Origin of the sequence: Nocardioides sp. Root682 (assembly GCF_001427795.1) — a bacterium.
Taxonomy (GTDB): domain Bacteria; phylum Actinomycetota; class Actinomycetes; order Propionibacteriales; family Nocardioidaceae; genus Nocardioides.
The window spans coordinates 1,830,389-1,855,877 of the sequence record NZ_LMHJ01000001.1; the positions used below are offsets into that span (position 1 = coordinate 1,830,389).

At 69.1% G+C, this 25,489-nt stretch carries 23 protein-coding genes; 5 read left to right on the plus strand and 18 right to left on the minus strand.

The features are described 5' to 3' along the window. Positions 1-35: 35 nt before the first annotated feature. Positions 36-1,592, minus strand: a complete 1,557-nt coding sequence (locus ASD84_RS08715; protein ID WP_056709157.1) for a long-chain-fatty-acid--CoA ligase — start codon at positions 1,590-1,592, stop codon at positions 36-38. Positions 1,593-1,688: 96 nt separating this feature from the next. Then, entirely contained in the window at positions 1,689-2,585 is an 897-nt protein-coding gene (locus ASD84_RS08720; protein WP_056709159.1) for a phosphoribosylaminoimidazolesuccinocarboxamide synthase, read from the minus strand. A 79-nt stretch (positions 2,586-2,664) separates the two neighbouring features. Here ASD84_RS08720 and ASD84_RS08725 point away from each other — a divergent pair, with 79 nt between their 5' ends. Continuing rightward, positions 2,665-3,663, plus strand: coding sequence for a sulfotransferase family protein (locus ASD84_RS08725; RefSeq protein ID WP_056709160.1), 999 nt, complete (start codon positions 2,665-2,667; stop codon positions 3,661-3,663). Here the strand turns inward: ASD84_RS08725 and ASD84_RS08730 are convergent. Further along, complete coding sequence (locus tag ASD84_RS08730) at positions 3,647-4,540, minus strand: hypothetical protein (protein WP_056709163.1); 894 nt, start codon at positions 4,538-4,540, stop codon at positions 3,647-3,649. The two genes, ASD84_RS08725 and ASD84_RS08730, sit on opposite strands and share 17 nt — an antisense overlap. 80 nt (positions 4,541-4,620) lie before the next feature. Here ASD84_RS08730 and ASD84_RS08735 point away from each other — a divergent pair, with 80 nt between their 5' ends. Both ASD84_RS08735 and ASD84_RS08740 read left to right on the plus strand, forming a co-directional pair. Further along, positions 4,621-4,983: a hypothetical protein gene (locus tag ASD84_RS08735; RefSeq protein ID WP_056709165.1), complete on the plus strand. Its 363-nt coding sequence runs from the start codon at positions 4,621-4,623 to the stop codon at positions 4,981-4,983. Positions 4,984-5,030: 47 nt separating this feature from the next. Continuing rightward, positions 5,031-5,348 carry an antibiotic biosynthesis monooxygenase family protein gene (locus ASD84_RS08740; RefSeq protein ID WP_056709167.1) on the plus strand — a complete coding sequence of 106 codons (318 nt, stop codon included), beginning with the start codon at positions 5,031-5,033 and terminating at the stop codon, positions 5,346-5,348. Here ASD84_RS08740 and ASD84_RS08745 read toward each other — a convergent pair. From ASD84_RS08745 to ASD84_RS08765, 5 genes are all read right to left on the minus strand, one after another. After that, positions 5,335-6,345, minus strand: coding sequence for an alpha/beta hydrolase (locus ASD84_RS08745; protein WP_056709168.1), 1,011 nt, complete (start codon positions 6,343-6,345; stop codon positions 5,335-5,337). The two genes, ASD84_RS08740 and ASD84_RS08745, sit on opposite strands and share 14 nt — an antisense overlap. Before the next feature lie 5 nt (positions 6,346-6,350). Continuing rightward, positions 6,351-8,843, minus strand: coding sequence for a beta-glucosidase family protein (locus tag ASD84_RS08750; protein ID WP_056709170.1), 2,493 nt, complete (start codon positions 8,841-8,843; stop codon positions 6,351-6,353). 74 nt (positions 8,844-8,917) lie between these two features. After that, positions 8,918-10,705, minus strand: coding sequence for a sulfatase-like hydrolase/transferase (locus tag ASD84_RS08755; protein ID WP_056709172.1), 1,788 nt, complete (start codon positions 10,703-10,705; stop codon positions 8,918-8,920). A gap of 39 nt (positions 10,706-10,744) precedes the next feature. Further along, entirely contained in the window at positions 10,745-11,371 is a 627-nt protein-coding gene (locus ASD84_RS08760; protein ID WP_056709175.1) for a TetR/AcrR family transcriptional regulator, read from the minus strand. A 9-nt stretch (positions 11,372-11,380) separates the two neighbouring features. Beyond that, on the minus strand, positions 11,381-12,298 hold the full coding sequence (locus tag ASD84_RS08765) for a formylglycine-generating enzyme family protein (RefSeq protein WP_235531037.1): 918 nt from the start codon (positions 12,296-12,298) through the stop codon (positions 11,381-11,383). Between the two features lie 139 nt (positions 12,299-12,437). Between ASD84_RS08765 and ASD84_RS08770 the strand changes: the two genes are divergently transcribed. After that, positions 12,438-13,985, plus strand: a complete 1,548-nt coding sequence (locus tag ASD84_RS08770) for a sulfatase (RefSeq protein WP_056709178.1) — start codon at positions 12,438-12,440, stop codon at positions 13,983-13,985. Between the two features lie 19 nt (positions 13,986-14,004). Here ASD84_RS08770 and ASD84_RS08775 read toward each other — a convergent pair whose 3' ends face one another. The 3 genes from ASD84_RS08775 to ASD84_RS08785 are packed head-to-tail and all read right to left on the minus strand — an operon-like array spanning position 14,005 to position 17,752. Beyond that, on the minus strand, positions 14,005-15,174 hold the full coding sequence (locus tag ASD84_RS08775) for a family 1 glycosylhydrolase (RefSeq protein WP_056709181.1): 1,170 nt from the start codon (positions 15,172-15,174) through the stop codon (positions 14,005-14,007). After that, on the minus strand, positions 15,171-15,977 hold the full coding sequence (locus ASD84_RS08780; protein WP_056709183.1) for an alpha/beta hydrolase: 807 nt from the start codon (positions 15,975-15,977) through the stop codon (positions 15,171-15,173). The genes ASD84_RS08775 and ASD84_RS08780 overlap by 4 nt, the downstream gene beginning before the upstream one ends. Then, the gene (locus tag ASD84_RS08785) at positions 15,974-17,752 is read right to left on the minus strand and encodes a sulfatase (RefSeq protein WP_056709184.1); all 1,779 of its coding nucleotides are present in this window, start codon (positions 17,750-17,752) and stop codon (positions 15,974-15,976) included. Before ASD84_RS08785 ends, ASD84_RS08780 begins: the two co-directional genes overlap by 4 nt. A 75-nt stretch (positions 17,753-17,827) precedes the next feature. On the opposite strand from ASD84_RS08785, the gene ASD84_RS08790 reads away from it, so the two are divergent. Continuing rightward, a complete protein-coding gene (locus tag ASD84_RS08790) occupies positions 17,828-18,982 on the plus strand; it encodes a serine hydrolase domain-containing protein (RefSeq protein ID WP_056709187.1) in 1,155 nt (384 codons plus the stop codon). 26 nt (positions 18,983-19,008) lie between these two features. Here the strand turns inward: ASD84_RS08790 and ASD84_RS08795 are convergent, their stop codons facing one another. Genes ASD84_RS08795 through ASD84_RS08820 form a run of 7 tightly spaced genes read right to left on the minus strand, consistent with a single transcriptional unit; the run spans position 19,009 to position 25,485 of the window. After that, entirely contained in the window at positions 19,009-19,965 is a 957-nt protein-coding gene (locus tag ASD84_RS08795) for an ROK family protein (RefSeq protein ID WP_056709189.1), read from the minus strand. Further along, positions 19,962-20,912 carry a DUF3068 domain-containing protein gene (locus ASD84_RS08800; RefSeq protein ID WP_056709191.1) on the minus strand — a complete coding sequence of 317 codons (951 nt, stop codon included), beginning with the start codon at positions 20,910-20,912 and terminating at the stop codon, positions 19,962-19,964. The genes ASD84_RS08795 and ASD84_RS08800 overlap by 4 nt, the downstream gene beginning before the upstream one ends. A 36-nt stretch (positions 20,913-20,948) precedes the next feature. After that, on the minus strand, positions 20,949-21,755 hold the full coding sequence (locus ASD84_RS08805) for a glycosyltransferase (protein ID WP_162251508.1): 807 nt from the start codon (positions 21,753-21,755) through the stop codon (positions 20,949-20,951). Then, positions 21,748-21,882 carry a hypothetical protein gene (locus tag ASD84_RS26000; RefSeq protein ID WP_268788462.1) on the minus strand — a complete coding sequence of 45 codons (135 nt, stop codon included), beginning with the start codon at positions 21,880-21,882 and terminating at the stop codon, positions 21,748-21,750. Before ASD84_RS26000 ends, ASD84_RS08805 begins: the two co-directional genes overlap by 8 nt. Continuing rightward, positions 21,879-22,745 carry a dipeptide/oligopeptide/nickel ABC transporter ATP-binding protein gene (locus ASD84_RS08810; protein WP_056709194.1) on the minus strand — a complete coding sequence of 289 codons (867 nt, stop codon included), beginning with the start codon at positions 22,743-22,745 and terminating at the stop codon, positions 21,879-21,881. The genes ASD84_RS26000 and ASD84_RS08810 overlap by 4 nt, the downstream gene beginning before the upstream one ends. Then, a complete protein-coding gene (locus ASD84_RS08815) occupies positions 22,742-24,547 on the minus strand; it encodes a dipeptide/oligopeptide/nickel ABC transporter permease/ATP-binding protein (RefSeq protein WP_056709196.1) in 1,806 nt (601 codons plus the stop codon). The genes ASD84_RS08810 and ASD84_RS08815 overlap by 4 nt, the downstream gene beginning before the upstream one ends. Then, positions 24,544-25,485 (minus strand): ABC transporter permease, encoded by a 942-nt coding sequence (locus ASD84_RS08820; RefSeq protein WP_056709199.1) that lies wholly within the window; start codon positions 25,483-25,485, stop codon positions 24,544-24,546. Before ASD84_RS08820 ends, ASD84_RS08815 begins: the two co-directional genes overlap by 4 nt. Positions 25,486-25,489: the final 4 nt, after the last annotated feature.

A 25,489-nucleotide genomic window follows, 5' to 3' on the forward strand; every position in this document is an offset into this window, starting at 1 on the left:
TGCCGACCGTGGCCCGAGCATCGCGTCCGCGTGAGCTACGACAACTCGCGCTTGAGGATCTTGCCCGTCGCGGTCATCGGGAGCGCGTCGACGAACTCGACGATGCGCGGGTACTTGTACGCCGCCATCTGCTCCTTGCTCCAGGCGATGATCTCCTCGGGCGTGGCGGTGGCACCCGGCTTGAGAATGATGACGGCCTTGATCTCCTCGCCGTGGCTGTCGTGCGGGACACCGATCACCGCGGCCAGCGACACCGCCGGGTGGGTGAGCAGCACCTCTTCGATCTCGCGCGGGTACACGTTGAAGCCGCCGCGGATGATCATGTCCTTGGACCGGTCGACGATGTAGTACCAGCCGTCGGCGTCCTTGCGGCCGAGGTCGCCGGAGCGGAACCAGCCGTCCTCGCTGATCGACGCGGCCGTCGCGTCGGGCCGCTTGTAGTAGCCCTTCATGATGTTGTGGCCCTTGATCGCGATCTCCCCGATGCCCTCGGGGTCCTTGACCTCGTCCCAGGTGTCGCCGTCGAGCAGCTTCATCTCGACACCGGGGATCGGCGTACCGATCGAACCGACCCGGGGCGGCTGGCCGAAGCGGGAGAAGCTCGCGACCGGGGACGTCTCGGACAGGCCGTAGCCCTCGAGGATCGTGACACCGAAGCGTTCCTCGAACTGGTGGTGCACCTCGACCGGAAGGGCAGCGCCACCGGCGACGGCGACGCGCAGGTTCGCCGCGAGGGTCTTGACGTCCACCGTGTCGTCGAGGGCGCCGAGCAGGCCCCAGTACATCGTGGGGACACCACCGAAGAAGGTCACCTTCTCCTTCAGCATGAGGGCGAGCGCCGGCGCGGCCTCGAAGCGGGGCAGCAGGACCACGGTGCCGCCGTAGGCGAACGCGCCGTTCTGGATGCAGGTCTGGCCGAAGGAGTGGAACAGCGGCAGCACGCAGAGGTACGTGTCCGGGTTCGCGGAGTCCGCACCGAAGAGCGCCTCACCCGTGAGCGCATTGTCGCGCATGTTGCGGTGGCGCAGCTCGGCGCCCTTGGGCTGGCCGGTGGTGCCCGAGGTGTAGAGGATGACGGCGGTGTCGTCGTCATCGACGTCGACGGTGTCGAAGGTCGGGGCCTTTCCGGCCACAGCCTGTCCGAACGTCTCGGTGCCCTCGATCGGGGACGGCGCGGTCGGGTCGGCGGTGATCACGAAGAAGTTCTCGCAGCCCTCGGTCGCCTCGAAGCCGGCGTGGCACTCGGCACCGATCGGGAGGTCCGGCGTGCCCTGGAACGCGAAGAGCGCCTTCGCGTCGGAGTCGGCCAGGTGATAGGCGACCTCGCGGCCCTTGAGCAGGACGTTGAGCGGGACGACCGTCGCGCCGGCCTTGAGGATGCCGTAGTAGACGATCGTGAAGTACGGCAGGTTCGGGCAGCTCAGGGCGACCTTGTCACCCGGCTTGATGCCGCGCTCGACGAGCAGGTTGGCGACCTGGTTGGCGGCGCCGTTGACCTGCGGGTACGACAGGCGGGTGTCTCCGAAAACGATGGCGGTGCGGTCGGGGAAGTCCTGGGCGCTCTTCTCGAGAAAGCCGGCGAGGTTCGTCATGGCGAAAACCTACTTCGCCTCCGTGACCGCGGTCACTGTTCCCGGGACCACAACGTCCCCACGCGGATTGTGCACCCGACCAGCGGCCGGGACAGATCAGAACTGCTGACCGGTGAGGCGCTCATAGGCCTCGAGGTACTTCGACCGGGTCAGGTCGATGACCTCCTGGGGCAGCGCGGGCGGCGCCTCCCCGGACGCCTTGTCCCAGCCGGACCCGGCGGACGACAGCCACTTGCGGATGACGTCCTTGTCGTACGACGGCGTCGGCTGGCCCGGCACCCACAGGTCAGCGGGCCAGAACCGGCTCGAGTCGGGCGTGAGCACCTCGTCGGCGAGCACGACCGTGCCGTCCGGGCGGGACCCGAACTCGAACTTCGTGTCGGCGAGCAGGATGCCGCGCTCGCGCGCGATCTCCTCGGCGCGGCCGTAGACCTGCAACGTCAGGTCGCGCAGCGTGGTCGCCGACGCCTCGCCGACAGTGGCCACCACGGCCTCGAACGAGACGTTCTCGTCGTGGTCGCCGAGCTCGGCCTTCGTGGCCGGGGTGAAGATCGGCGCCTCCAGCCGGCTGCCGTCGACCAGGCCCGCGGGCAGTGGGATGCCGCAGACCTCTCCGCTGGCGTCGTACTCACGAAGGCCGGAGCCGGTGAGGTAGCCGCGGGCGACGCACTCGACCGGGAACATGGCGAGCTTCTCGCAGATCACCGCCCGACCGCGGACCGACTCGGGGACGTCGGTGGACACGATGTGGTTCGGCACGAGCTCGGCCAGCTGGTCGAACCACCACAGCGACATCCGGGTGAGGATCTCGCCCTTGTCGGGGATCGTGGTGCCGAGCACCCAGTCGAAGGCCGAGATCCGGTCGCTCGCGACCATCAGCAGCTTGCCGAGGTGCGGTCCCTCGGTGATCTCGTAGAGGTCGCGCACCTTGCCGGAGTGCAGGTGGCGGGCTCCGGGGAGCTCGGGTGCGGGCGGGATGTTGGCGAGCGTCACGGGCGACAGCCTATGAGGCCCGCCGCCGATCCCGGACGGGCGCTCGCACGTTCGTTCAAATGTATCTAGACTGATCTACATGACTATGGATCGGGAGCCCCGGCCTGACTTCCTGTTGGTCGGCGCCCCGAAGGCCGGCACCAGCGCCCTGCACCTCGCACTGGCGGCGCATCCTGACGTGTTCGTCACGACGCCGAAGGAGCCGAAGTACTGGCTCTGCGAGAACGCACCGCCGCCGCACTGGAGTGGTCCCGGGGACCGTCACTCCCAGCGCGAGTGGATCTGGCAGACCGATGCCTACTCGGACCTGTTCCGGCCCGCGCCGGTCGACGCCCTGCGCGGCGAGAGCACGCCGTTCTACCTGTGGCACCGCGGCGCCCAGCGCCGCATCGCCGAGTCCCTGCCGGACATCAAGCTGATCGCCGTCGTCCGCGACCCGATCGACCGCGCCTACAGCAACTGGATGCACCTCTGGTCCGACGGCCTGGAGCCCGAGGCCGACTTCGAAGCCGCCTTCGCCCGCCAGGACCAGCGGATCACTGCCGGCTACGCGCCTTTCTGGCGCTACCGCGAGCTCGGCCTGTACGGCGAGCAGTTCCGCGACCTGTTCAAGCTGGTGGAGCAGTCGCGCGTCCTGGTGGTGCGGTACCGCGACATCGTCGACCAGCCCGTGCAGACGATCGATCGCGCCTGCCGCTTCCTGGGCCTTCGCGAGGGCCAGGTGGCCGAGATCCCGCGGGACAACTCACGCCCCTACGTCGCCCCCGGCTGGCGACCGCAGGTGGTCGGCCCGCTGGTCCGGGCCGGTGCGTGGGCAGGGCAGTTCGCTGCACCCGAGGTGTGGCGCGCGGCGAGCGTGCCGCTGATCGCGCGACTCCAGACCCGCGACGCACACCGTCCGTCGTTGACCTCCGAGCAGCGCGAGCGCCTGCTGCCGCACTTCGCCGACGACATCGCCCTCCTCGCCGAGCTCACCGGCGAGGACTTCTCCGACTGGTTGTCGACCCGCGACCGCGGGTCCTTCGCCGAACGGCAGGCGCGTCAGCAGAGCCAGCCAGGACTCAGCGCACCAGCGTGACCAGGTCGTGCGCGCCGTCCGGTCGCGCCGCCTCGACGTAGAAGCGGGTCCGGCCGTCCGGGAGGGCGACCGCGCTGGCGTAGCGCCACGCACCGTCGCTGTGCGGCGACGAGAGGGGCGGTCCGTCGAGCGGGACGAGGCGGTCGCCGTCCCACGTGGCCACACCGGTGGTCTCGAACCAGTTGGACTCGGCATCGGGGCGGCCGTCGTACAGGACGGCAGGGGGTGAACCCACTCGCCACGGGAGCACGGTGGTGACGCGGGCGCCGCGCGCATCCCACTCCCCCGCCTGCCCGGCGAGGACCTCGCCGTGATCGGTCCAGGCCAGGCCGTCAGGGCTGCGCATCAGACGCGTCGTCATCCGGTCCTCGTGGCCCGCGTCGGTCAGCGGGTGGCAACAGACGAACATCTGCCAACTGTCGGCGTGCTGCACGATGACCGGGTCCTTGACCGCCACGGTCTCGTCACCGGGCAGCACCACGCGTCGCTCGCCATGGGGGATCTCCTCCGGCGTCGCGGCGGTGAGGCTGTCGATCCACCAGTGCTTGGACCCGGGGGTCGCGCACGACAGGTACAGCCGCCATCCGATGCCCGGAACCGGCACCAGGACAGGGCGTTCGAACGATTCGCACCCGAACGCTTCACGCTGGACCTCGGCCACGGTCGTGAACTGCTCGCCGTCCCCGGACCGCGCGATCACGACACTCACACCCCGCCCCTCGGACAGGGGGCGACGCACGCGATAGGTCAGCCAGTAGGTGCCGTCGACCAGCACGGCGCTGGCCGCTCCGGCCCAGTTGCCGGCACCGGCCGCCGGCGCAGGTACGACGACCAGCGGGTCGTCGTACGTCGGAACGGAGAGGGCGCCCAGGGTCATGGGGGAATGATACTCGACCAAACCACTCCAGTTTGGGGGTCGATGCTCGACGAACACGAGCCGGGTGGCACAGTGTCGCCATGACGGAGTCCGCCCCGACGCGCACCGACAGCCCGACCGTTCCCGGCGACCAGGTCGTCTGGGATGACGAGATCTGGCTCCTCGCGGTCCACACGCCCGCCGCCGGCCTCGGCCTGGTCCTCCAGTCCCGCGAGGCGGAGGCACTCGGCCAGCTCGACGACGAGCACGCCTCGCAGCTGGGTCGCATCACGAACCGCCTGGTCCGGATCATCGAGCACCTGCCCGGCGCAGGCACGGTGACCCTGGGCCGGCTGCCCGGACCGCACGTCAACGTCACCTTCGAGGTCGACGGTGTCGCTCCCGGCCAGCTCCACGACGTCGCCCTCAAGCTCGCCAACTGGGGCGGCGAAGCGCGCGTCTGACGCGCCTGCTCGACCACTCGCAGCCTGACCGACCAAGGAGAATTCCCATGTCTGTCGTGAAGATCAACGCCATCCACGTTCCCGAGGGTGCCGGCGCGGAGCTCGAGCAGCGCTTCGCTGCACGTGCCGGCGCGGTGGAGGGCTCCCCCGGGTTCCTCGGTTTCCAGCTGCTCCGCCCGACCGCGGGCGACGCCCGCTACTTCGTCGTGACCCAGTGGGCCGACGAGGAGTCCTTCGCGGCCTGGCGCGACGGTCAGGGCAAGGCCGCCCACGCCGACAAGCCGGGCGAGGCGCCCAAGAAGCCCGTCGCCACCGGCGCGGACCTGCTCGAGTTCGAGGTCGTGCTCGAGGTCAAGCCGGCCTGAAGCCACCGTCGGCATGAGCTCGGCGCACGAACGTGGCGTGGACCAGCTCGCAACGTCGCGATGAGTCGGACAGGGCCGTGAGACCGGCCGCACCGTGGAAGAGATCCGGCGCGTGATGGGTGCTCACCTCGACTCCGGCGGCAGCAAGACGTGCGGCGTGAGCGAGGTCCTGGTCCCGGAACAGGTCGAACTGCGCCGAGATCAGGTAGGTCGGAGGCAGGTGGTCGACCCGCAGCCGCGCGGGGGACATGGCAACAAGAGCCTCCTCGTCCGGGCCGTCTCCGAAGAAGAGGTCCCGCATGACGACCGAGTCCTTGCCGGACGGCGTGCACCGGGAGTCGTGGTCCGTCGCGTAGATCACCGGGTCCGTGAAGTCCACGAGTGGGATGTTGAGCACCTGCGCCAGCAGTCCCGGTGCCGCATCCGACTCGGCGAGATCGGCGTAGTACAGGGCGGTCATCGCCGCGGCGTGGCCACCCGCACTCTCGCCGCCCACGGACACCTTGTCCGGGTTGATGCCGAGGACCTCGGCGTGGTCGCGGACCCATTGCACGGAGGCGATGCAGTCCTCCACCGGCGTGGGGCACGGCTGCTCGGGAGCGAGCCGGTAGCCAACCGACAGCACCGGCACTCCTGACGACGCGGCGAGCCATCGGCACCGGTTGTCGTCCTGGTCGATGCTGCCGAGCCAGTAGGCACCGCCGTGGAAGTAGACATGGCATCCGTCGCTCACCTGCGCGGCCGGCCGGTACAACCTGGCCGGGATCTCCGCGCCCGCCACCGGTATCCGGTGGTCCACGACGTCGCCCCCCTCGGGCGCAGCAGCCTGGATCATGGGCGCCGCCGATCGCCACATCTCGTCGGCTGCCGCTCGGGCCTCCGCAGTCGGGACCGACGGATCGAACAGTGTGGTGTCGACCATGGCCTCGAGGATCCAGCGCAGCTCCTCGGCGACCTCACCCTGCCGACGCTCCACCGCGGTCCCGCTGCCACCCACGAAACTCAGCCGACCTCGACGGCGGTCTGCAGCTCGAGGTGGTCCAGGCTCGTGCCGACCGAGAGGTCGAAGGTGCCGGGCTCGAACCACCAAGCGCCGTCGACCCAGGCGGCGAGGCTGCGGGCCGCGATGTCGATGTCGAGCGTGGCCTCGTCGCCGGCCTCGACCCGGACGACTCCCCAGCCAGCGAGCCAGCGCACAGGCCGCAGGACGTCGCTGGTCTCGCGGGAGGCATAGACCTGGACGACCTGCTTGCCAGCCCGGTCGCTGGTGTTCTTGAGGGTCACCCGAAGAGTGATCGGTTCGCCGGCGGCAACGGCCGTCGGGCCGGCCAGGTCCGACATCTCCCAGGTGGCGTAGCCCAGGCCGTGTCCGAAGCAGTACGCCGGCGTCCCGCCGTCGCGCAGCCAGGCCCGGTGACCGATCTCGATGCCCTCGTCGTAGTGCACCTTGCCGTCGACCGGTCGGTCGGGGCCGATCGGAACGGACTGCTCGTCCGCCGGCCAGGTCGTGGGCAGGCGGCCACCCGGCTCCCGATCCCCGGCCAACACGTCGGCGAGCGCGGTCCCGGTCTGCTGACCCCCGAACCAGGTCAGCAGGACCGCGGCGGCCCGGTCGTGCCAGGGCATCAGCACCGGGCTGCCCGAGTTGACGACGACCACCGTGCGGGGGTTGGCGGCGAGAACGGCCTCGACCAACGCGTCCTGCCCACCGGGCAACGCGAGCGTGCTGCGGTCGAAGCCTTCACTCTCGGTCCGCGAGCTGGTCCCGACCACCACGACTGCCACCTCAGCAGCCGCGGCCGCGGCAACGGCTTCGGCCACCATCTCGGCGTCGGTGCCCGATCGGGGCGCCATACCGAGCATGATCGCGTGCACCATCGGCAGCGGTGCCGTCGTCAGGTCACAGACGACGAGCAGCTCGACGGACTGTCCGGCCACCAGCTCGACGGGGACGCTGCTGACCGGCGGAGCAAAGATGTTGGCGGTGATGTCCGAGGTGTCCAGGTCACCGTCACCGAGGCCCACACCGTCGATCGTGCTGTTCCGGTCGATGGCAACCACGCCGTCGATCGAGAGGGAGACCTGGCCGGCGACAGCAACACCGACGACGCAACGCTCCGTCGTCACGGGACTGAACCGGGTCTGCATCGTGAGGGTCGTCGCGTTCTCGGGCATGGTTCCCAGCCAGGCCAGCTCTGCGCTCAACCGGACCTCCTCGAGCAGCACGCTCCCGCCTGCATCGGTGAAGACGACGTGGACGCCAGGGGTGTTCGTGACGGGGTCGTGGAGCAGCTCGCGGTCCATGGGGAAGATCTCCGTCGGCGCAGGAACGCCCATGTCGAAGGAGACCTCTGCCGCAGGGAAGTGCTGACGCAGGCCCTGGAGCGGTGAGATCACCCGTTCGGGAACCACCGTCGCACTGCCGCCCCCCTGGCTCCGGGCACAGAGCGCGTTCGGCCCGATCACGGCGATCGAGGCGGGCGCCGCCGCCCACGGCAGTTCGCCGGCATTACGCAGCAGCACCATGCTCTCCGTCCCCAGCTCGGTGACCAGGTTGAGCGGGTCGGGCGCCTCACCAGCAGTCCGGGGAGCGGGCTTCACACCGTCGAGCGCTCCCACCCGCGCCGCGAGCCGAAGGACCCGCAGGACCTTGTCGTCGATCGCCGACTCCTGCACGCGACCCTCGCGAACTGCCTCGACCAGCGCGTCGCCCCACGGGCTGAACAGATCAGGCATCACGACGTCCTGGGCCGAGTTGGCCGAAGCGTCGGTCGTCTTGACGGCGATCCAGTCCGAGAGCACGACGCCGTCGAAGCCCCACTCGGTCTTGAGCGGATCACGGAGCAGGTCGTTCTCGCTCATCGTGGTTCCGTTGACGCCGTTGTACGCCGACATCACCACCCACGCACGCGCTTCGACGATCGCGTCCTCGAACGCCGCCAGGTAGAGCTCTCGCAGTGCTCGTTCGTCGACCTCCGAGCTCGCCGTGTTCCGCTCGACCTCGTAGTCATTGGCCACGTAGTGCTTCGGACACGCGGCCACACCGTGCGCCTGGACGCCCTCGACGTACGCCGCCGCCAACCGGGCCGTCAGCAAGGGGTCCTCGGACATCGCCTCGAAGTGACGACCGCCGTACGGCGAACGGTGCAGGTTGATCGTGGGACCGAGCACCACGTCCGCCTCCTTGCGCAACGCTTCGCGCCCGAGCAGGTCGCCGTACCGACGCGCGACATCGACGTCCCACGTCGCCCCCAACGCGCTCCCGGACGGCAGGTTCAACGACGGATTCCGCTCATCTCCTACCTCGCCTCGCACGCCTGCCGGACCATCCGAGAACACGATGGACCGCAGTCCGATCGACTCGTCCGCCGGCAACGTCCAGAAGTCAGCGCCGCTCAGCAACCGCACCTTCGCTGGCAGGTCGAGCAGGTCGAGCCGCTCGCGCAGCACCACCTCGAGATCGTCAAGCTGGACGGACGGCGGCACGGTCGACATGGCACTCCTCGGTTCGATGGAGACCACAACCTACCAACCGAGTAGTAGGTAGGCTAGCCCTTCGTTGAGCTTTCTCAGAAGAACCGGGCCCACGACCCGACCGGGACGTCCGGCGCGTACCGCCCCTCGACCAACAGGGTGAGGTGCTCGAGCGCCTGTGCGAGGTACTCGCCGTCGTCATCGCCCGCCGCCGGAACGGACAGGTCCCGCAATCGATCGGGCTCGAGCGCCGTGAGAGCGTTGAGCGCCTCGAGTCGCACACCGAATGACTGCGACGGATCGGCCAGCACCACGAGCTCGCCGACACCGACGGCACCGCCGGGGTCAATCCGCGCCAGCGCCTCGGCGATGGCGACCCGAACCGTCGCGTCGCCCTCCCGGTCAAGCGCCGCGCCAAGCAGTCCGGCCACCACCCCACCCGCATCTCCCAGCCGATCGGCGATCATCAGCAACCCCAGCGCGGCCCAGCGCCTGTGCAGGGGATCGGCGTCCTCCAGTCGCCGCACGAAGGCCTCTGCATGGGCAGGGTCTCGCTGCCCGGCCATTCCAGCCAGGTCCAGCAAGCCGGGGAGGTCGTAGGCACCCGGCCGACGACTTGCGTCCCATCCCTCAAGGGGCGAACCTTCCGGCAGGAACCCGTTGTCGTTGATGGCAAGCATGTGGTCGCGCAGGGCAGCAGCCAGTCGCCGCTCCACCGTGGCGGCCTCGGGCCGGCCCGCCAGGTTCACGAGCTGGTCAGGGTCGGCGATCACGTCGAAGAACTCGACGGCCGGGCGCTCCTGCCAGAAGCGGTCCTGGTCCGTCGTCAGTCGGCCAGCGAGGTGCTCCCGCTCCCAGGACCGATAGCCCGCCGCGATCCAGGCGAAGCCGTTGTACTGGCCGCTCGGACGGTGCGGCAGGAAATTGCGGATGTACCGATGGCGGCCGTCACTGACGGTTCGGACGAAGTCGTATCGTTCGTCCATCCGGTTGCGGGCGCTGAACGCGAGCGCGTCGGTCGGCGGTTGCGGTGTGGCCAGGCTGGGTTCGACCATGTGGTCGGGCACCGTCCCGCCCGCCAGGTCGATGAGGGTCGCCGGGATGCTGGCAGTACTGACCGCGGAGACGACGCGAGTGCCACGCAGGGGCAGCCGGTCCGCGAAGCGAGAAGGCGCATGCAGCAACAGCGGCACGTGCAGCCCCTCCTCGTAGCAGTGGCGCTTGGACCGGGGATTCACGCCGCCATGGTCCGAGGTGTGAAGGACGTAGGTGGTCTCCTCCAACCCGTCCTCGGCGAGCTGCGCCAAGAGTTCGCCGACCCGCGCGTCCATGCGCTCGATGTCCTCGTAGTACCGCGCGAAGTCAGCGCGGATCTCCGGGGTGTCCGGGAGATAGGCGGGCAGCTGTATCGACGCCGGATCGAGGAGCGGCTGCGTGCGGCGAAACACAGCTGACTCATGGGTCCCGTCGATGTTGAACACGGCGAGGAAGGGCGTGTCTGCAGGGCGCCCGCGCCAGTGCGCCTCGGTGGAGCAGTCGTCCCACAACGCAGCCGGGTCCACATCGGCGTTGTAGTCGGTCTTCGCGTTGTTGGTGAGGTGATAGCCGAGAGCGCGGAGCTCCTGCGGATAGGTCGTCATCCAGTCCGGCAGCACCGCCTGCGCACGCATGTGGATCGCCGGGGCGTGCGCTTCCGGAGGTACGCCCGTGAGGAGGGCAAATCGCGACGGTGCACACACGGGCGCCGCCGCGTACGCGTGCTCGTAGAGCACGGACCGTTCCGCCAGGGCGTCCAGGTTCGGCGTCCGCGCGAGCACGTCGCCGTAGCACCCGAACCGCGGCGGGCAGTCCTCACTGACGATCCAGAGGAAGTTCGGCTTCATCCGCCGACCTTAGCCGACCGAATGGTCAGTAGGCCAGCGTCAGGACTTGCGCTTCACGGGAGCCAGGTCGCGACGCAGCATCGCTGCGAACTCGGCGAACTCGCCCGCCAGGTCGACCGACGGGTCGACCAGCCACTGGTTCTCCAGCCCCTCGGAAGCGGCGATCAGCATCGTGGCGACGGTCCGCGGATTGACTCCCTTGCGGACCCGACCACTGTCGATTCCGTTCTGGACCGCCGATGCACACAGGTCGCGGAAGTAGCTCGTTCGGAGCACCACCCAGTCGTGCGCCGGATGGTCCGGGCCGGTCGCTTCCGCAGCAGTCAGGTGGGCCAGCTGGACCATGTTCCGGTTGTCGGCGTTGTGGCGGACGAGACCTTCGAAGAAGTCGAGCAGCTGCTCGACGTCCAGCTCCGCGATCTTGTTGACCTCCATCCCGACCGCCTGGAGGTCGCGGGTGTCGCGCTCGAGCAGGACGGACTTGAAGAGGGTCGCCTTGTTCGGGAAGTGGTGCAGCAGGCCCGGTTGGGAGAGACCGACCTCAGCTGCGATCTTGGCCAGCGACGCGCCGCGGTAGCCGTTCGCCGCGAAGTGGTCGAACGCGATCTCGATGATGCGCGCCCGGGAGAGCTTCCCCGACCGTTCGGCGGTTTCGGTGCTGGCCATGCCCCGAGCCTAGGCGACCGGGAGGGCGACCGTACGGAAGCCCGCATTGCCCACCGACGAATCGGGGGTGTTCGCCGAGCGCGCCGCGTTGCGGTAGCGGTTGCAGTACGAGTCGTGACAGAGGTAGGAACCACCCCTCAGGACCCTGGCACTCCCGGCGCCCGGGCCGCGCGGGTCCCGCAGCGGCGCGCGGGCGTAGTACCCCGGGTCGAACCAGTCGGCACACCATTCCCAGATGTTGCCGACGCTCTGCCACACGCCGTACCCGTTCGGTTGGTACGTGCGCACCGGGGAGGTCGCGAGCCAACCGTCGTCCTCCGTGTTGACACCGGGGAACGAGCCCTGCCAGATGTTGCACGGCCAGTCCCCCTCGCCGTCACGGGCGGGCAGGTCGTCACCCCACGGGTAACGCGCGCGCTCGATGCCCCCACGAGAGGCGACCTCCCACTCGGCTTCGGTGGGCAACCGGCGCCCCGCCCACTGGCAGTACGCCTGGGCATCGTTCCAGCTGACGTGCACCACCGGATGGTCATCGAGGCCGTCGATCGAGCCGTGCCGTCCACCGGGGTGACGCCAGTCGGCACCGCGGACACCGAGCCACCACGGCGTCCGGGGCGCGCGGCTCACGACGTCCTCGGGGTCGGCCGACAGGAGGAGGTGGAACACCCCGGACGTACCGAACACCTCAGCCTCGGTGACATGACCGGTGGCGTCCACGAAGACCGCCCAGTCGGCGTTGGTCACCGACGTCGCATCGATCTCGAAGCTGTCGAGCTCGACGGCGTGAACGGGCGTCTCGCCGTCGCCGGGCCGCCCGTCGCCGTGCGCATCACCCATCCAGTAGGTGCCGCCCGGCACCGTGACCTGGGAGATCGCGTGCGTGGCTCCGGACACGGACGGCACCGCGAGGGACGTGAGCGCAGCCAACGACTGATCGCCTTCCCCGGGCATGCGTTGCGGACTGCAACACCCATGATCCATGGCCTACCTCCCAGCCCTTCCCCAGCGACGGTCCATGAACTAACCTACCGACCTATAAGTCGGTTCGCAATCATCCGGAGGCACCGTGAAGATCATCTACGTCGACGTGGACACGCTACGACCCGACCACACCGGTCCGTACGGGTACCAACGTCCGACGACACCGAACCTCGACGCCATGGCGGCCGACTCCGTGCGCTTCGACCACTACTACTGCTCCGACTCTCCGTGTCTCCCCTCGCGCACGGCACTGATGAGCGGCCAGTTCGGGATCACCAACGGCGTGGTCGGTCACGGCGGACCCGCCGCCCAGTACCGGATGGACACCGGGCACGCGATGCAGTTCGACCGGCCGCTGCTCGGACAGTGGCTGGCGTTCCACGGCTACTACACGGCAGCGGTCTCCAGCTTCGCCGAGCGCCACCGGGCGCACTTCTTCCACGGCAACTTCCGCGAGAGCATCCGCTCGACACCGGAGATCGGCGACGAACCCGCCGACGCCGTCACCGACGTCGCGATCGACTGGATCGAGCGCAATCGGCACCGCGAGGACTGGTACCTCCACCTCACCTACTGGGACCCGCACACGGACTACCTCCAGGACGTCACCTGGACCGAGGCCGCGGCGGCTTCCGGGCCCGCGCCGGCCTGGCCGGACCAGGAGGCGATCGACGTCCACCAGGACATCTACGGCCCTCGCTCGGCACGGGACCTGCACTACTCGATGGCCCCGCGCCAGAGCCCGGTCCCACACAACATGCCCGACCAGATCGCCACCAGGGCCGACTTCGAGCACCTGATCAACGGGTACGACGGCGCGATCATGTACTGGGACAGCCAATTCGGCAGGTTGCGAGCCGCACTGGCGGAGATGGGGCTGACCGACGAGGTCGCCATCGTGGTCAGTGCCGACCACGGTGAGTCCTTCGGCGAGCAGGGCTCGTACGCCGAACACGGTCTGGCGAACGAACCCACCCACCACGTGCCGATGGTGGTCTTCTGGCCGGGCGTCACCGACCGCGCCGAGCAGCGCAGCCACGACGCCCTTCTCTACAACATCGACTACGCACCGACGATCTGCGACCTCCTCGGCCTCCCCATCCCCGAGAAGTGGCAGGGCACGTCCTTCGCCGACGCCGTACGCGGGGAGACGATCGAGTCGCGCGACCACCTGGTCTGGGGCCACGGTGCCCACACGTTCCAGCGAGCCGTGCGCACGCGCACGCACCTCTACATCCGGACCTACCACCCCGGGTCGTTCAAGGCCGAGTGGGAGTCGTTGTTCGACATGGTGGCGGACCCGAACCTCACCACGAACCTGATCGAGGCCGAGCCGGACCTGGCCGATCGGATGCGGGCGCGACTCTTCGAGTGGTGGAACTTCCACGCCGGTACACCGGGCGCGCTGCCGGACCCGATGCAGATCTCGCTGCAACACGGCCCGACCCTCTACTCGGACCCCGAGGACTACATGGCGCACCTGCGTGCCACCGGCCGGGCCGACCAGGCCGACGACCTGCACGCACGGCTCCACCCCGGCAACGGCGCCGTGGTGGCGTCGTGGAACGCCGAAGGCCCGCCCCTGCGTCCCCAGGAGCGGGCCCTGTTCAAGGCATTCGCCGGCGGGAACTGACGCCGTTCCGGCCGACCCCTCAGGGTCGGCCGGAACGCGCCACCTCGCCGAGCCATGCGAGGCTGGGTTTGGGCGTGCGCAGGAACGTCTGCCGGTCCACGGCGATCAGGCCGAAGGTCGGCGCCCAGTGGCCCCACTCGTAGTTGTCGACGGCGCTCCAGTGCAGGTAGCCCCGTACGTCGACTCCGTCAGCCATCGCGTCCCGCAGGTGTCCCAGCGCCACCTCGGTGTAGGCGATCCGGCGCTCGTCATCGTCGGTGGCGATGCCGTTCTCGGTCACCAGCACCGGCACCCCGCCCGTCACGTCCCAGGCATGACGGATGGCCATGCCGAGGGCGTCGGGACGGTAGGCCCACCCCGTGATCGTGTTGTCCGGACTCGGCGGGTGCGGGACCGGACCGTCGGGGCCGACCGGCTGGCTCGTGTAGGACTGGGTGCCGACGTAGTCGTCGCCACGGGAGGCCTCCAGGTACATGTCCTCCCAGACCCAGTTGGTCTCTCGAAGGACCTGTTCGTCCTCGGGCGTTGCCGCGGTGAAGGCCTGCTGGGCGATCGACCATCCGACCGCCGCGGTGGTGCGCTCCCGGAGGACCCGAACCGCCGCACGGTGGGCATCCAACAGGACGACGCCGATCTTCTCGTCGGGGGCGGGCATCCCCTGGGCGAGGTTCTCCATCCCGCCGGGCTCACTCAGGAGCTTCTGGACGCCCCCCATGATCGCGACCATGTTCGGTTCGTTGATGGTGCACACCCACTCGACGCCGTCGAGGATCGATGACACCTCTTCGACGTACCGGGTGAACAACTGAACCGCGTCCGAACGCCCCCAGGCGCCCTCGGCAGCGAACCAGCGCGGGTTGCTGAAGTGGTGGAGCGTCACGACCGGGGTGAGCCCGAGCTCGATCGCCGTGTCGATCATCCCCCGGTAGTGAGCCAGGGCCGCACCCGAGAAGCGGCCCTGCTCCGGCTCGATCCGCGCCCACTCGACACCGAACCGGTAGGCGTTCAACCCGGCCTCGGCCAGCAGTGTCATCTCCTCGCGGTAGCGGTGGTAGCTGTCGAGGGCATCACCACTGCGCTCGGGCAGGAACGACGGCTCGGCGTTCTCCAGCTCCCACCAGTCGCTGTTGATGTTGTTGCCCTCGGTCTGGTGCGGCGAGGTGCTGGCTCCCCAGAGGAACGGGCTCATGCCGGGTACTTCCCATCTTCGATGCGGCCACCGCATTCGGGGTCGGCCGTGAGGGTGAGCAGGAACTTCTCGATGAGCTCCGCGGTGCGGTCGAACGCCGGGTTGCCCTCGGGCCGCGGCAGGAAGAAGCCGTGCCCGACGCCGTCGAACTCGACGAGTTCGCAATCGTTGTCCGCCGCACGCATGGCGTCCTCGAACTGCCGCGCGAGACCGATCGGCACGATCCGGTCGCGCGTGCCGTGCATGACCAAGGCGCGCGGTGCGCCCGACCTGACGTGGTGCAGGGGCGAGACCGCACGGGCGGTGTCCCGGGTGAGACCCACCTTGCGGCGGAAGAGCGAGGCGACTGGCCCGCGGCCACAGCACATGTCGACCGCCGGATTGAGAAGCACCAACCCGTCGTACGCACGGGGCCGCTCGCCCCCAGGGGGCATCGCGAGAGCCAGCGCGAGCTGGGCTCCAGCAGAGCCGCCACCGATGGCGATGTGGTCGAGACCGGCGCGGGAAGCGATCTCCCGGAACAGGTCGTCGGCGCGCGCGGCATCGGCCAGGCAGTCCGCCGGCGACGACGCGCCCTTGCCGACCAACCGATATCCGGCACTGGCCACGAGAACCCCGGCGTCGGCCAGCAACCGGGCGTGGGGCTCCAGCATCTCCGGCTTCCCACCCACCCAGCCACCTCCGTGGAACAGCAGCAGCGCAGCGTGCGGAGGCTCGACCGGCGAGCACACGAGCATCTCGACGCGGGTCGCGTCGTCAGCTGCCAGGAAGTGCTCGACCGTCTGCGTGTGCTGCGTCGTCACACCGATGCCTGGTCCTGGCCCGTGATCGACGCGTCGAGCGCGTACAGCAGCTCCAGGGTCACCGCCGGAGTCGTGGCGGCGAGCTGGTACGGCGACATCCCGCCGATCCGCGCCCGGAGGTCGTCGTTGGCCAGGATCGGCATGTGGTCCGCGATCGCTTCCCGACCACGAGCGTCCGCGAGGATGTCGTCGAGGGTGCTCAACACGCTCAGCCCGTCGCTCCGGAACGTCTCCCGGGCCGGCAATGGACGCGACGAGGCGATCACCTGCTCCTGTTGTCCGCGGGCGAGCAGGTGCTCGGACGTGACGGGTCCGGCCACCGGTAGCCCCAGTCTCTCGAACTGGCTGACCGGCGCCTCGCTCGAGCGCAGCAGCTCCACCATGAGAGTGGCCATCCGCAGCTCGAGCTCGTCATCGACGAGCGGCTGCCGTTGCGCCGGATCGTTGACCAGGTCGAACAACAGCGTTCCGAAGGCATACGGGTTGCCCCAGCTGGAGCCAGGCAGCTTCAGCAACGGGACGTCCTTGGTGAAGCCGAAGGCTGGCGCCAGCTCGGCTCCACGCAGCTCGCTGGGGTCGAAGCGACTCTTCATGTGGGTCGGCATCAGCGTGAACTCCTCCAACGGGGCGTTGGAGGCCCCGGCGCTGGCGCGCATGTACACGTAGCGCCCGTCGGTGACGTTGACGTGACCGCCGAAGACGCCGAACAGCCCCGCCTCCCGGACCGGTTCGTCCGCAGCGACGGCGCCCGCCAACGGGACCCCCTGCATGTCGGGCGTCGGTTCCAGCCCGAACCAGTCGAGCAGGGTCGGCCCGAAGTCGATCGTCTGCACGAGGCTCCCGCGTCGCTCGTCACGAGAGCCCGCGCGCGGGTCCCAGATGAACAGGGGCGTGTGGATCGTCTCGTCGTACCAGGGCTGCACCGACTTGCCCCACCAGCCGCGCTCGCCCAGGAGGAACCCGTGGTCGGTGCAGACGATGAGCATCGTGTCGTCCCACAAGTTGTGCTCGTCCATGGCATCCAGGACCCGGCCCAGGGACTTGTCGCACATGGTGAGGAGTGCGGAGTACTCAGCGCGGATGTGCTCGATCGCCTGCTCGTCCTCGGTGACCCTGCCGTACGCCGGCCAGTCGAACTCCGGCCCGTCGTACTCGTGCACGTAGTGCGCCCGGTGCTCGTCGTAGCTGAAGAACGGCTCGTGCGGGTCGAAGGTCTCGATCTGGAGGAACCAGTTGTCCTCCGCCCGGTTGGTCGCGAGGAACTCGACGCCGGCATCGAACGTGAGGGTCTGGCAGTGCCGGTCCTCGGTGGCCATGTACTGCCGGTTGATGGTGTCCTGGCGGGCACCGCCCATGCCGCGAGTCGCGTTCGCCAGCACCTCGGGGTCAGCCACGTGACCCTTCCACTTGTCGCCCTCCTGGCCACGGAAGAGCTCGTAGCTGTCGAAGCGGTTGTGGTAGGTCGCGCCGCCGTCCTCCCAGTAGTGGTAGTGGTCGGTGCTCAGGTGGGTGTAGACGCCCGCACGGGAGAGCATCTCGGGCACCGAGTCGTCGAACGGCTCCAGCGGCCCCCAGCTGCGGTGCAGGAAGTTGTGTCGTCCGGTGTGCAGCTCACGACGCGCGGGCATGCACGGCATGCTCCCTGCGTAGCAGTTGTCGAAGGTCACCGAGCGCTGCTGCAGCCGTTCGAAGTTCGGCGCGTGGATGCCCTCCGCGCCGTACGGCGGGAGGTAACGACGGTTCAACGTGTCGAACATGACCATGATCGCGCGCACGAGGGTTCCTTTCGAAGGGGCTTGCCACTAACCTACCTACCTATTAGTCGGTCAGCAAGCGTGAGGGACGAGAAAATGACGGCGATCAACGGGCACTGCAAGCCGGACTTCGCACTGGTGCGCCAGGCCTTCGAGTCCAACTTCGACCAGGGCCTCGAGGACGGCGCGAGCGTCTGCGTGACCCTCGACGGAGAGGTGGTGGTCGACCTGTGGGGCGGCACGGACGGCCACGGGCAGCCTTGGCAGGCAGACACCCTGGTCAACGTCTGGTCGGTCACGAAGACGATGAGCGCGACTGTCCTCCTGATGCTCGCCGACCGCGGGGAGCTCGACCTCGAGGCCCCGGTCGCGCGGTACTGGCCGGAGTTCGGCACGGGCGGCAAGGACGAGGTCCTCGTCCGTCACGTCCTCTCCCACACCGCGGGGCTGCCCGGATGGTCGACGCCCATCACGCCGCGAGACCTCGCCGACCACGAAGCAGTGGCCGACGCCCTGGCCAGGCAGGACCTGTGGTGGCGTCCCGGCACCCGCGGCGGCTACCACCCGCTCACCCAGGGATTCCTGGAGGACGCACTCGTCCGCAAGGTCACCGGCCAGAGCCTCGGCTGCTTCTTCGACAGCGAGATCGCCCAGGCCCTCGGCGCCGACTTCCACATCGGCCTGCCCGCCGAACACGACGGTCGAGCAGCCCGCATCACTCCCCCGGCGTTCGGCATCGGTGGCGATCCGGCCACAGCGGTCGACGACGCCGCTGACGCAGCGATGGCCGCCCGCGTCGCGGCCAGCTGCCCCTTGACCGGCGACGAACCCAACGAACGGTGGTGGCGCGCCGCCGAGATCCCCGCCGCCAACGGCTCGGGCAACGCGCGCTCGATCGCTCGGGTGCACGCTGCCCTCGCCTGCGACGGCACCCTCGACGGCGTGCGCCTGATGGCGCCCGCGATGCTCGACCGGGTCCTGGAGGAGCAGAGCAGCGCGATGGATCCCGTCATGCGCTACCCGCTGCGGTACGGCATCGGGTTCGGCCTGGTCAGCGCCGGCGTGCCCCTGAGCCCGAATCCTCGATCCTTCTGGTGGGCGGGCTGGGGCGGCGCGATGGCGCTGGTGGACCGCGACGCCCGGATGACCGTGAGCTACGCGATGAACAACATGTCCTCCGAGGCGCAGGACCTGCGGGCGATCAACTTGATCTTCCATGCCTACGCCGCCCTGGAGGCCCGCTCCGGCTGAGCGGGCCTCCCCGTACGGTCAAGCCCTCATTGGTGCACCGCGGACCGCGCAAGGTCGGCCGCGCCGATGATTCCCGCATCGGTGCCGAGCTCGGCGGGAATGACGCGCACCCGGGTCATGCCGGGACGCTGCACGAGCGAGGCGTTCAGCGCCCGTTCGGCGGGCTCGAGGAGAAGGCTTCCGGCCTCCGCGACCCCGCCGCCGACGACAACGGTGTCGAGATCGAGGACCGTGATCAGTCCGGCAAGCACCTCGCCCAGCCAGCTGCCGATGACGGCGAGCTGCCCCCGAGCGAACCGGTCGCCGTCCTGGGCTGCGTCGGTGACGTCCGACCCCGTCAGCGTCGCAACATCCCGGTCCACGCGATCGAGCAGGGCAACGGTCTCCGGACCCCGTTCGTCCAGCAGGTGTCGCGTGTTGCGCACGAGCGCACTACCACTGGCGTACTGCTCGAGACAGCCGTGGCGCCCGCAGCCGCACAGGAGGCCACCGCGTTCGGCGGGGAGGTGGCCGACCTCGCCCGCCACGCCCGTCGCTCCGCGCCTGAGACGTCCGTCGAGGATCAGGCCAGCGCCGACGCCGGTGCCGACGGTCACCACGAGACACTCGTCCCGGCCGCGCGCGGCGCCGTACCGGAACTCGCCCCACCCAGCGGCATTGCTGTCGTTCTCCAGGGTCACCGGAGCGCCGATCGCGTCCTCGAGCATTCGCCGCAGGGGTACGTCGACCAGGCCCAGGTTGGGCGCGACGAGGACGCGCGACTGCGTGATGTCGACGAACCCGGCCACAGCAACACCGATCCCTGAGACCGGAGCGTCGTCGGCCACATCCGCAACGACGCGCCGAACCCCCTCGACCATGCTGCGCACGTCCTCGGACCTGGTGTCCTCACGGGAACGCCGAACGACGCGGCCCGCGCCGTCGACCACGCCGGCGAGCACCTTCGTGCCACCGAGGTCGACACCGACCCGGACCGGGTTCACTGGCCGGCCCGGCGACCCGACCGGCCGGTCGAACCACGCATCAGCAGGATTCCCGCGCCCAGCGCGAGCAGCCCGAACACCAGCGAGCCCGCAGGGATGTCGCTCTGGAAGCGCTTCAGCGTCGCGGCGCGGTCGCCGTACTTGTCGACGTTGGCCTTGACCTGCGCGTCGGTGTACGCGAGCTTGCCGGAGAACAGCGTGCGAACCTTCTGTCCGTCGATCGTCAGGGTGTCGTTCACGTCCTGCACGTCGTTGAGGATCGCGCCCGTACGCGGCTCGACGAAGAGGGTCCGGTTGATGCCGTAGGTCCGGTCGGCCGGGACCTTGCCATCGGCCGTCAGACCGACGGACTTGGCGGCCACCTCCTGGCTGCCGACCACGGTCGCGGGCATCTTGATCTCGAACCGGTACGCCGTCATGCCTTCGACCTCGGCCGTCCCGCGGTAGGTGGCCTTGACGGACTTGCCCGACGTGCTGTCCCACATTTCGTAGGTCTTCTTCTCGGTACCGAACGGGAACTTCAGCACCAGGCTGTTGCGCTGGTCCTTGCTGATCGCCTGGTCGACGACCTCGGCGAAGCTCTCGCAGCAGGGCTTCGCCATGCCGGTGGAGGCGTCGAGAGCGGTGCGCGCCATGCTCTGCTGAACGACGACACCCTCGGACGTCGAGCGTGTGGTCGTGGTGAACCACACCACGACGCCGCCCGGCGCGTCCTTCGCTGCCTCGAGGTCACCGACCGTCTTCTGCTTCACGGTGAGGTCTGTCGTCACCTCGCTCTGGCTCGACGGCACGAAGACCGTCGCGTTGCTCGCGTTCATCGTGATGACGTCACGCGGGTCCTTCTCGGCAACCGCGAGCTGCGCGGAGCCGTAGAACCGCAGCACCAGGGCAGCAGTGACGAGGAAGGCGCCGAGTCCGATGAGGATGACGGGCAGGTGGCGACGCATGGGTTCTCCTAGAGGCGAGAGAGGTGGGGCCGAGTCCTAGAGGTGAAGCTGGGCAAAGCACTGTTGCGGTTGCAGGGGGTCGGTCAGGTCGACCCGGAAGAGGTCCCGCAGGGACCGCGAATCGGGCCGGGTCCGCCAGTAGATGCCGGCCAGCTCGGCGAACGCCGCAGCGCCATGGCGGGCCGGGTGGAAGGTGGAGCCGGGTACGTCGGTCCAGGTGACGGGGAGCTCGACGATGTCCGCCCGCCGTTCACGCAGACGCGCCAGCAGCTCCACGTCGAAGCTGAATCCGGTGGCGTGGACGTCGCGGAAGACACGGCGAGCCAGGTCGCCGCGCATCACCTTGAAGCCGCACTGCGTGTCGGAGATCCCGCTGACCAGGCGCGCGGCAGCGGCACGGTAGGCGGCAGCACCGAGTCCGCGCACTGCGAGGTGCCGGGCACTGACGACGGAGTCCGGATGGGCACGCGAGCCGACGGCAACATCTGCACCCGCAGCGAGGCTCGCCAACGCGCGGTCCAGCGCGTCCAGCGACGTGGCACCGTCGGCGTCCATGAAGGCGACGTAGTCCGCGTCGGATGCCGCGACGCCCGCAGCCACGGCGGCGCCCTTGCCGCGACGTGCGCAGCTCAGGACGGTCACCGGGAAGGGTGCACTGGAGGCCCGCGCTGCGACTCCGGCAGTGTCATCGGTGCTGGCGTTGTCCACGACGATGGTCTCGATCCGGGCGATGACGCCGGACGGCCTCGCTGCGACGTGACGGCGCAGGAGCTCCAGGGTTCCGGGCAGCCGCGCGGATTCGTTGTACGCCGGGATGACCACCTGGAGGCGCGACTCACTCATCGGCGTAGCTGACGACCATCCCGGGAGACTGCGTGGACGGTTCCTTGGGCTCGGCCGCATGCACGCCCGCCACCGAGGTGACGGCGGCCAGCAGGACAGCAGCGATGGCAGTGATGACGACGTTCATGGGGCGCTCCTCTGGATGGTGATCGGGGACATCGAAGTGGCGGACGTGCGTTCGCGATGTGCCAGCCGCATCTCGCGGCGTTCGCGCTGACGTCCTGGGTCGGCGACCGGCGACGCGAGCAGCAGCTCCTCGGTGAAGGCATGCTCCGGTCGTGATGTGACCTGGGCGCACTTCCCGAACTCGACCAGGCGGCCCTGCTTGAGCACTGCGACCCGGTGGCTGATGTGCCGCACGACTCCGATGTCGTGCGAGACGAAGAGGTACGCAACCCCGGTCCGCTCCTGGATGTCGACCAAGAGCTGCAGGACGCGATCCTGGGTCGAGAGGTCCAGCGCCGAGACCGGCTCGTCGCACACGATCAGCTCTGGCTCCAGGGCGAGGGCACGCGCGATCGCCACCCGTTGCCGCTGGCCCCCGGAGAACTCCCGGGCGAAGCGATCTGCAGCGCCTGTCGGGAGACCGACCTGGTCGAGGAGCTCGACGACGCGACCCCTGGCCGTTGCCCTGGACCACCCGGCTGCCCTGAGGGGTTCGGACAGGATGTCCTCGACGGTCATCGCCGGGTTCAGCGAGGTGTACGGGTCCTGGAAGACCACCTGGATCCTGGCTGCCAGCGGACGGCGCTGCGCCCGGGTCAACGACTGGATCTCCTGCCCGTCGTAACGGATGCGACCCGACGTCACCGGCGCGAGGCCCAGGACTGCACGACCGATGGTCGTCTTCCCCGAGCCGGACTCACCCACCAGACCGACGGTCTCGTGCGGACGAACGTCGAGGTTGACGTGGTCAACGGCCGTGAACGAGCGACCACGACGGCGACCCGGGTAGCGGACGACCAGGTCATCGATCTCCAGCAGGCTCATCGGTGGGCCTCTCCTGTGTGGGCACCCTGTCGCGCCGAGCGAGCCTCGACGTAGTCCGGGCGCACGTGGTTCTCATCGGGCACGGCATCGAGCAGCATTCGCGAGTACTCGTGTCTCGGGCGCGCGAAGAACTCCTCGACCGGCGCCGTCTCGACCACCTGGCCGTCGCGCATCACCGCGACGTCGTCACACAGGTCGGCGATGACACCGAGGTCGTGGCTGACCAGGATGATCGACATGCCGAACTCCTCCTGCACGCTGCGGAGCAGATCGAGGATCTCGCTCTGCACCGTCACGTCGAGTGCGGTGGTCGGCTCGTCCGCGATGAGGATGCGCGGCTCGGTCGACACCGCTCCGGCGATCAGCACCCGCTGCGCCATCCCTCCAGAGATCTGGTGGGGGTAGGACTTCATCACCCGTTCCGGGTCGCGGATCTCCATCCGCGACAGGAGCGCCACCGCGCGATCCCGAGCCTCGGCACGGCCGACTCCCCGGGCACGCATCGGCTCGATCAGCTGGTAGCCGATGGTGAAGGTCGGGTCCAGGTTGCTCATCGGCTCCTGCGGGACGTAGGCGATCGCCTCCCGCACCCGCCTGGCGCGGTCTCGAGGGGCCAGACGGAGGATCTCCGTACCGTCCAGCCAGACCTCCCCGGCTGTCAGCATCGCCTGGCGCGGCAACAGGTCCAGCAGTGCGAACGCAGTCTGCGTCTTGCCGGAACCCGACTCGCCGACCAGGCCGAGGGTGTGGCCGCGGCGCAACGTCAGGTTGGCCGAGCGCACCACTTCGACGACCTCCCCACCTGAGGGATAGCCAACGGTCAGGCCGCGAACGGCAAGAACGTCATCTGCGCCGGGCGGGGCGTCCGACGAAGCAGGAACCGGCTTGAGATGAGTCGCCTTCGAGCGCGACGCCGCGGCCGCGCCCCCGTCCGTCCGCTGCAGCGCATCGCGCGCGCCGCTCGCGATGAGGAAGAAGGCCGCGACCGTCACGGCCATCGCCAGACCGGGCCACACGAACAGGACAGGATTGGCGCTCATCGCGGCGAAGCCCTCGCCGAGCATGCCTCCCCAGGTGATCGTCGTCGAGTCGCCGAGTCCAAGGAAGTCCAGACCCGTCTGGACCGTGATGGCGACCCCGGCCATCACGCTGACCATCAGGACGAGCGGTCCGCGCACCACCCTGAAGACGTGCCGCGCGATGATGCGGAGGTCGGAGAGCCCAGCCACCTTCGCGGCATCGATGTAGAGGTCGTTGCGTACGGCGTGCACCTGCGCGCGGAGCAGCCGGAACACCGCGGGGGCCATCATGCAGCCGAGTGCCGTCATCGAGATCCACATCGAGGTGCCCAGGCTGGACACGATCGCCAGCAGCACGATGATGGAGGGCAGCGACATCACCATGCTGGACAGCCAGTCCAGCGCCATGTCGATCCGGCCGCCGTAGTAGCCAGCGACGAGTCCACCGGGCAACCCGAGCAGCATCGCGACGACCAGGGCGATCACGCCACTGAACATCGTGGCCTTCGTCGCCACGACCAGTCGTGAAAGCACGTCGCGTCCGCCGCTGTCCGTACCGAGCAGGTGGCCGTCTGTTCCGGGAGCCTCGTTGAGGTGGTAGAGATCAGCGCTCCAGGGCGCATCAGGGGCGACCCAGTCCATCACGATCGCCGCCACGAGAGCGCACATCACGACGACAAGGAGGACGACCCCCACTCGCGACAAGGGATTGCGCAGGATCATGCGGAAGGTCGATGGCCGGTTCGGGGCGTCCATCGCCTGTGCGGAAATCTCGATGCTCATGCTGTCCTTGCCTTCGGGATGAGCCACATCTGGGCGAGGTCGACGAGCAGGTTGACGAGGATCACCAGGCCACCGGTCAGCAGCACCATGCCCATGATCACGGGCCGGTCGCCAGCGGTGGTCGCCTCGACGGACAACGCTCCGAGGCCGGGCAGCGCAAAGACCTTCTCGACCATGAACGCCCCTCCGAGCATCGCCACGAACCCGAGCGACAGTGAGGTCAGCCAGGGCGGCGCCGCGTTGCGCAACGCATGGCGGAACAACAGCGAGCGACCCGAGATCCCTCGCGAACGGAGCGTCCTGATGTAGTCGGCGTCGAGCACGTCCATGAGCGAACCGCGAGCCTGGAGCGATGCGCCAGCAACGCTGCCGAGGGTGAGGGACAGGACTGGCAGCACCAACGACCGCGCCCACTCGACGGGAGACTCCCCCAGCGGCACGTAGCCGAAGACGGGGAACACCTGGATCTTGACGGCGAGAACCAGGAGCAGCAGCAGCGCGAGGAGATATGCCGGCAGGACGTGCCCGATCACGGCGAGCGACTGCACGAACCGGTCCACCGACTTGCGCCCGTAGACCGACGCAACGGCCAGCGCCAGGCTGAGCACGGCGATCACGACCATGCTGAGCGCGACCATCGACATGGTCACCGGCAGGTTGGCCCGGATCTTGTCGGCGACCGGTTGGTCGCCGATGTAGGAGTTGCCCAGATCGCCGTGAGCGACACCTCCCACCCAGTCGGCGAACTGTTCGAGCATGGGCCGATCGACACCAAGGCGGTGGTTCTCGGCCGCGACCTGGGCATGGGTGGCCTCCGGCCCGAGGATGTTGCGGGCAGGGTCTCCGTCACCGAGGCCAGTGATCACGAACCCGACGACGCACACCGCCACGAGCAGGATCACCGCGGCGACCAACCGCTTGAGCAGGATCATCAACATCGAC

Bases quoted from the DNA above. Each gene is read 5' to 3' on its own strand.
- ASD84_RS08775 (WP_056709181.1), bottom strand. From the start codon at position 15,174: ATGAGCCCGTTCCTCTGGGGAGCCAGCACCTCGCCGCACCAGACCGAG.
- ASD84_RS08750 (WP_056709170.1), bottom strand. From the start codon at position 8,843: ATGTCGACCGTGCCGCCGTCCGTCCAGCTTGACGATCTCGAGGTGGTG.
- ASD84_RS08790 (WP_056709187.1), top strand. From the start codon at position 17,828: ATGACGGCGATCAACGGGCACTGCAAGCCGGACTTCGCACTGGTGCGC.
- ASD84_RS26000 (WP_268788462.1), bottom strand. From the start codon at position 21,882: ATGAACGTCGTCATCACTGCCATCGCTGCTGTCCTGCTGGCCGCCGTC.
- ASD84_RS08725 (WP_056709160.1), top strand. From the start codon at position 2,665: ATGACTATGGATCGGGAGCCCCGGCCTGACTTCCTGTTGGTCGGCGCC.
- ASD84_RS08815 (WP_056709196.1), bottom strand. From the start codon at position 24,547: ATGAGCATCGAGATTTCCGCACAGGCGATGGACGCCCCGAACCGGCCA.
- ASD84_RS08820 (WP_056709199.1), bottom strand. From the start codon at position 25,485: ATGTTGATGATCCTGCTCAAGCGGTTGGTCGCCGCGGTGATCCTGCTC.
- ASD84_RS08810 (WP_056709194.1), bottom strand. From the start codon at position 22,745: ATGAGCCTGCTGGAGATCGATGACCTGGTCGTCCGCTACCCGGGTCGC.
- ASD84_RS08730 (WP_056709163.1), bottom strand. From the start codon at position 4,540: ATGACCCTGGGCGCCCTCTCCGTTCCGACGTACGACGACCCGCTGGTC.
- ASD84_RS08755 (WP_056709172.1), bottom strand. From the start codon at position 10,705: ATGAAGCCGAACTTCCTCTGGATCGTCAGTGAGGACTGCCCGCCGCGG.
- ASD84_RS08740 (WP_056709167.1), top strand. From the start codon at position 5,031: ATGTCTGTCGTGAAGATCAACGCCATCCACGTTCCCGAGGGTGCCGGC.
- ASD84_RS08715 (WP_056709157.1), bottom strand. From the start codon at position 1,592: ATGACGAACCTCGCCGGCTTTCTCGAGAAGAGCGCCCAGGACTTCCCC.
- ASD84_RS08760 (WP_056709175.1), bottom strand. From the start codon at position 11,371: ATGGCCAGCACCGAAACCGCCGAACGGTCGGGGAAGCTCTCCCGGGCG.
- ASD84_RS08805 (WP_162251508.1), bottom strand. From the start codon at position 21,755: ATGAGTGAGTCGCGCCTCCAGGTGGTCATCCCGGCGTACAACGAATCC.
- ASD84_RS08800 (WP_056709191.1), bottom strand. From the start codon at position 20,912: ATGCGTCGCCACCTGCCCGTCATCCTCATCGGACTCGGCGCCTTCCTC.
- ASD84_RS08735 (WP_056709165.1), top strand. From the start codon at position 4,621: ATGACGGAGTCCGCCCCGACGCGCACCGACAGCCCGACCGTTCCCGGC.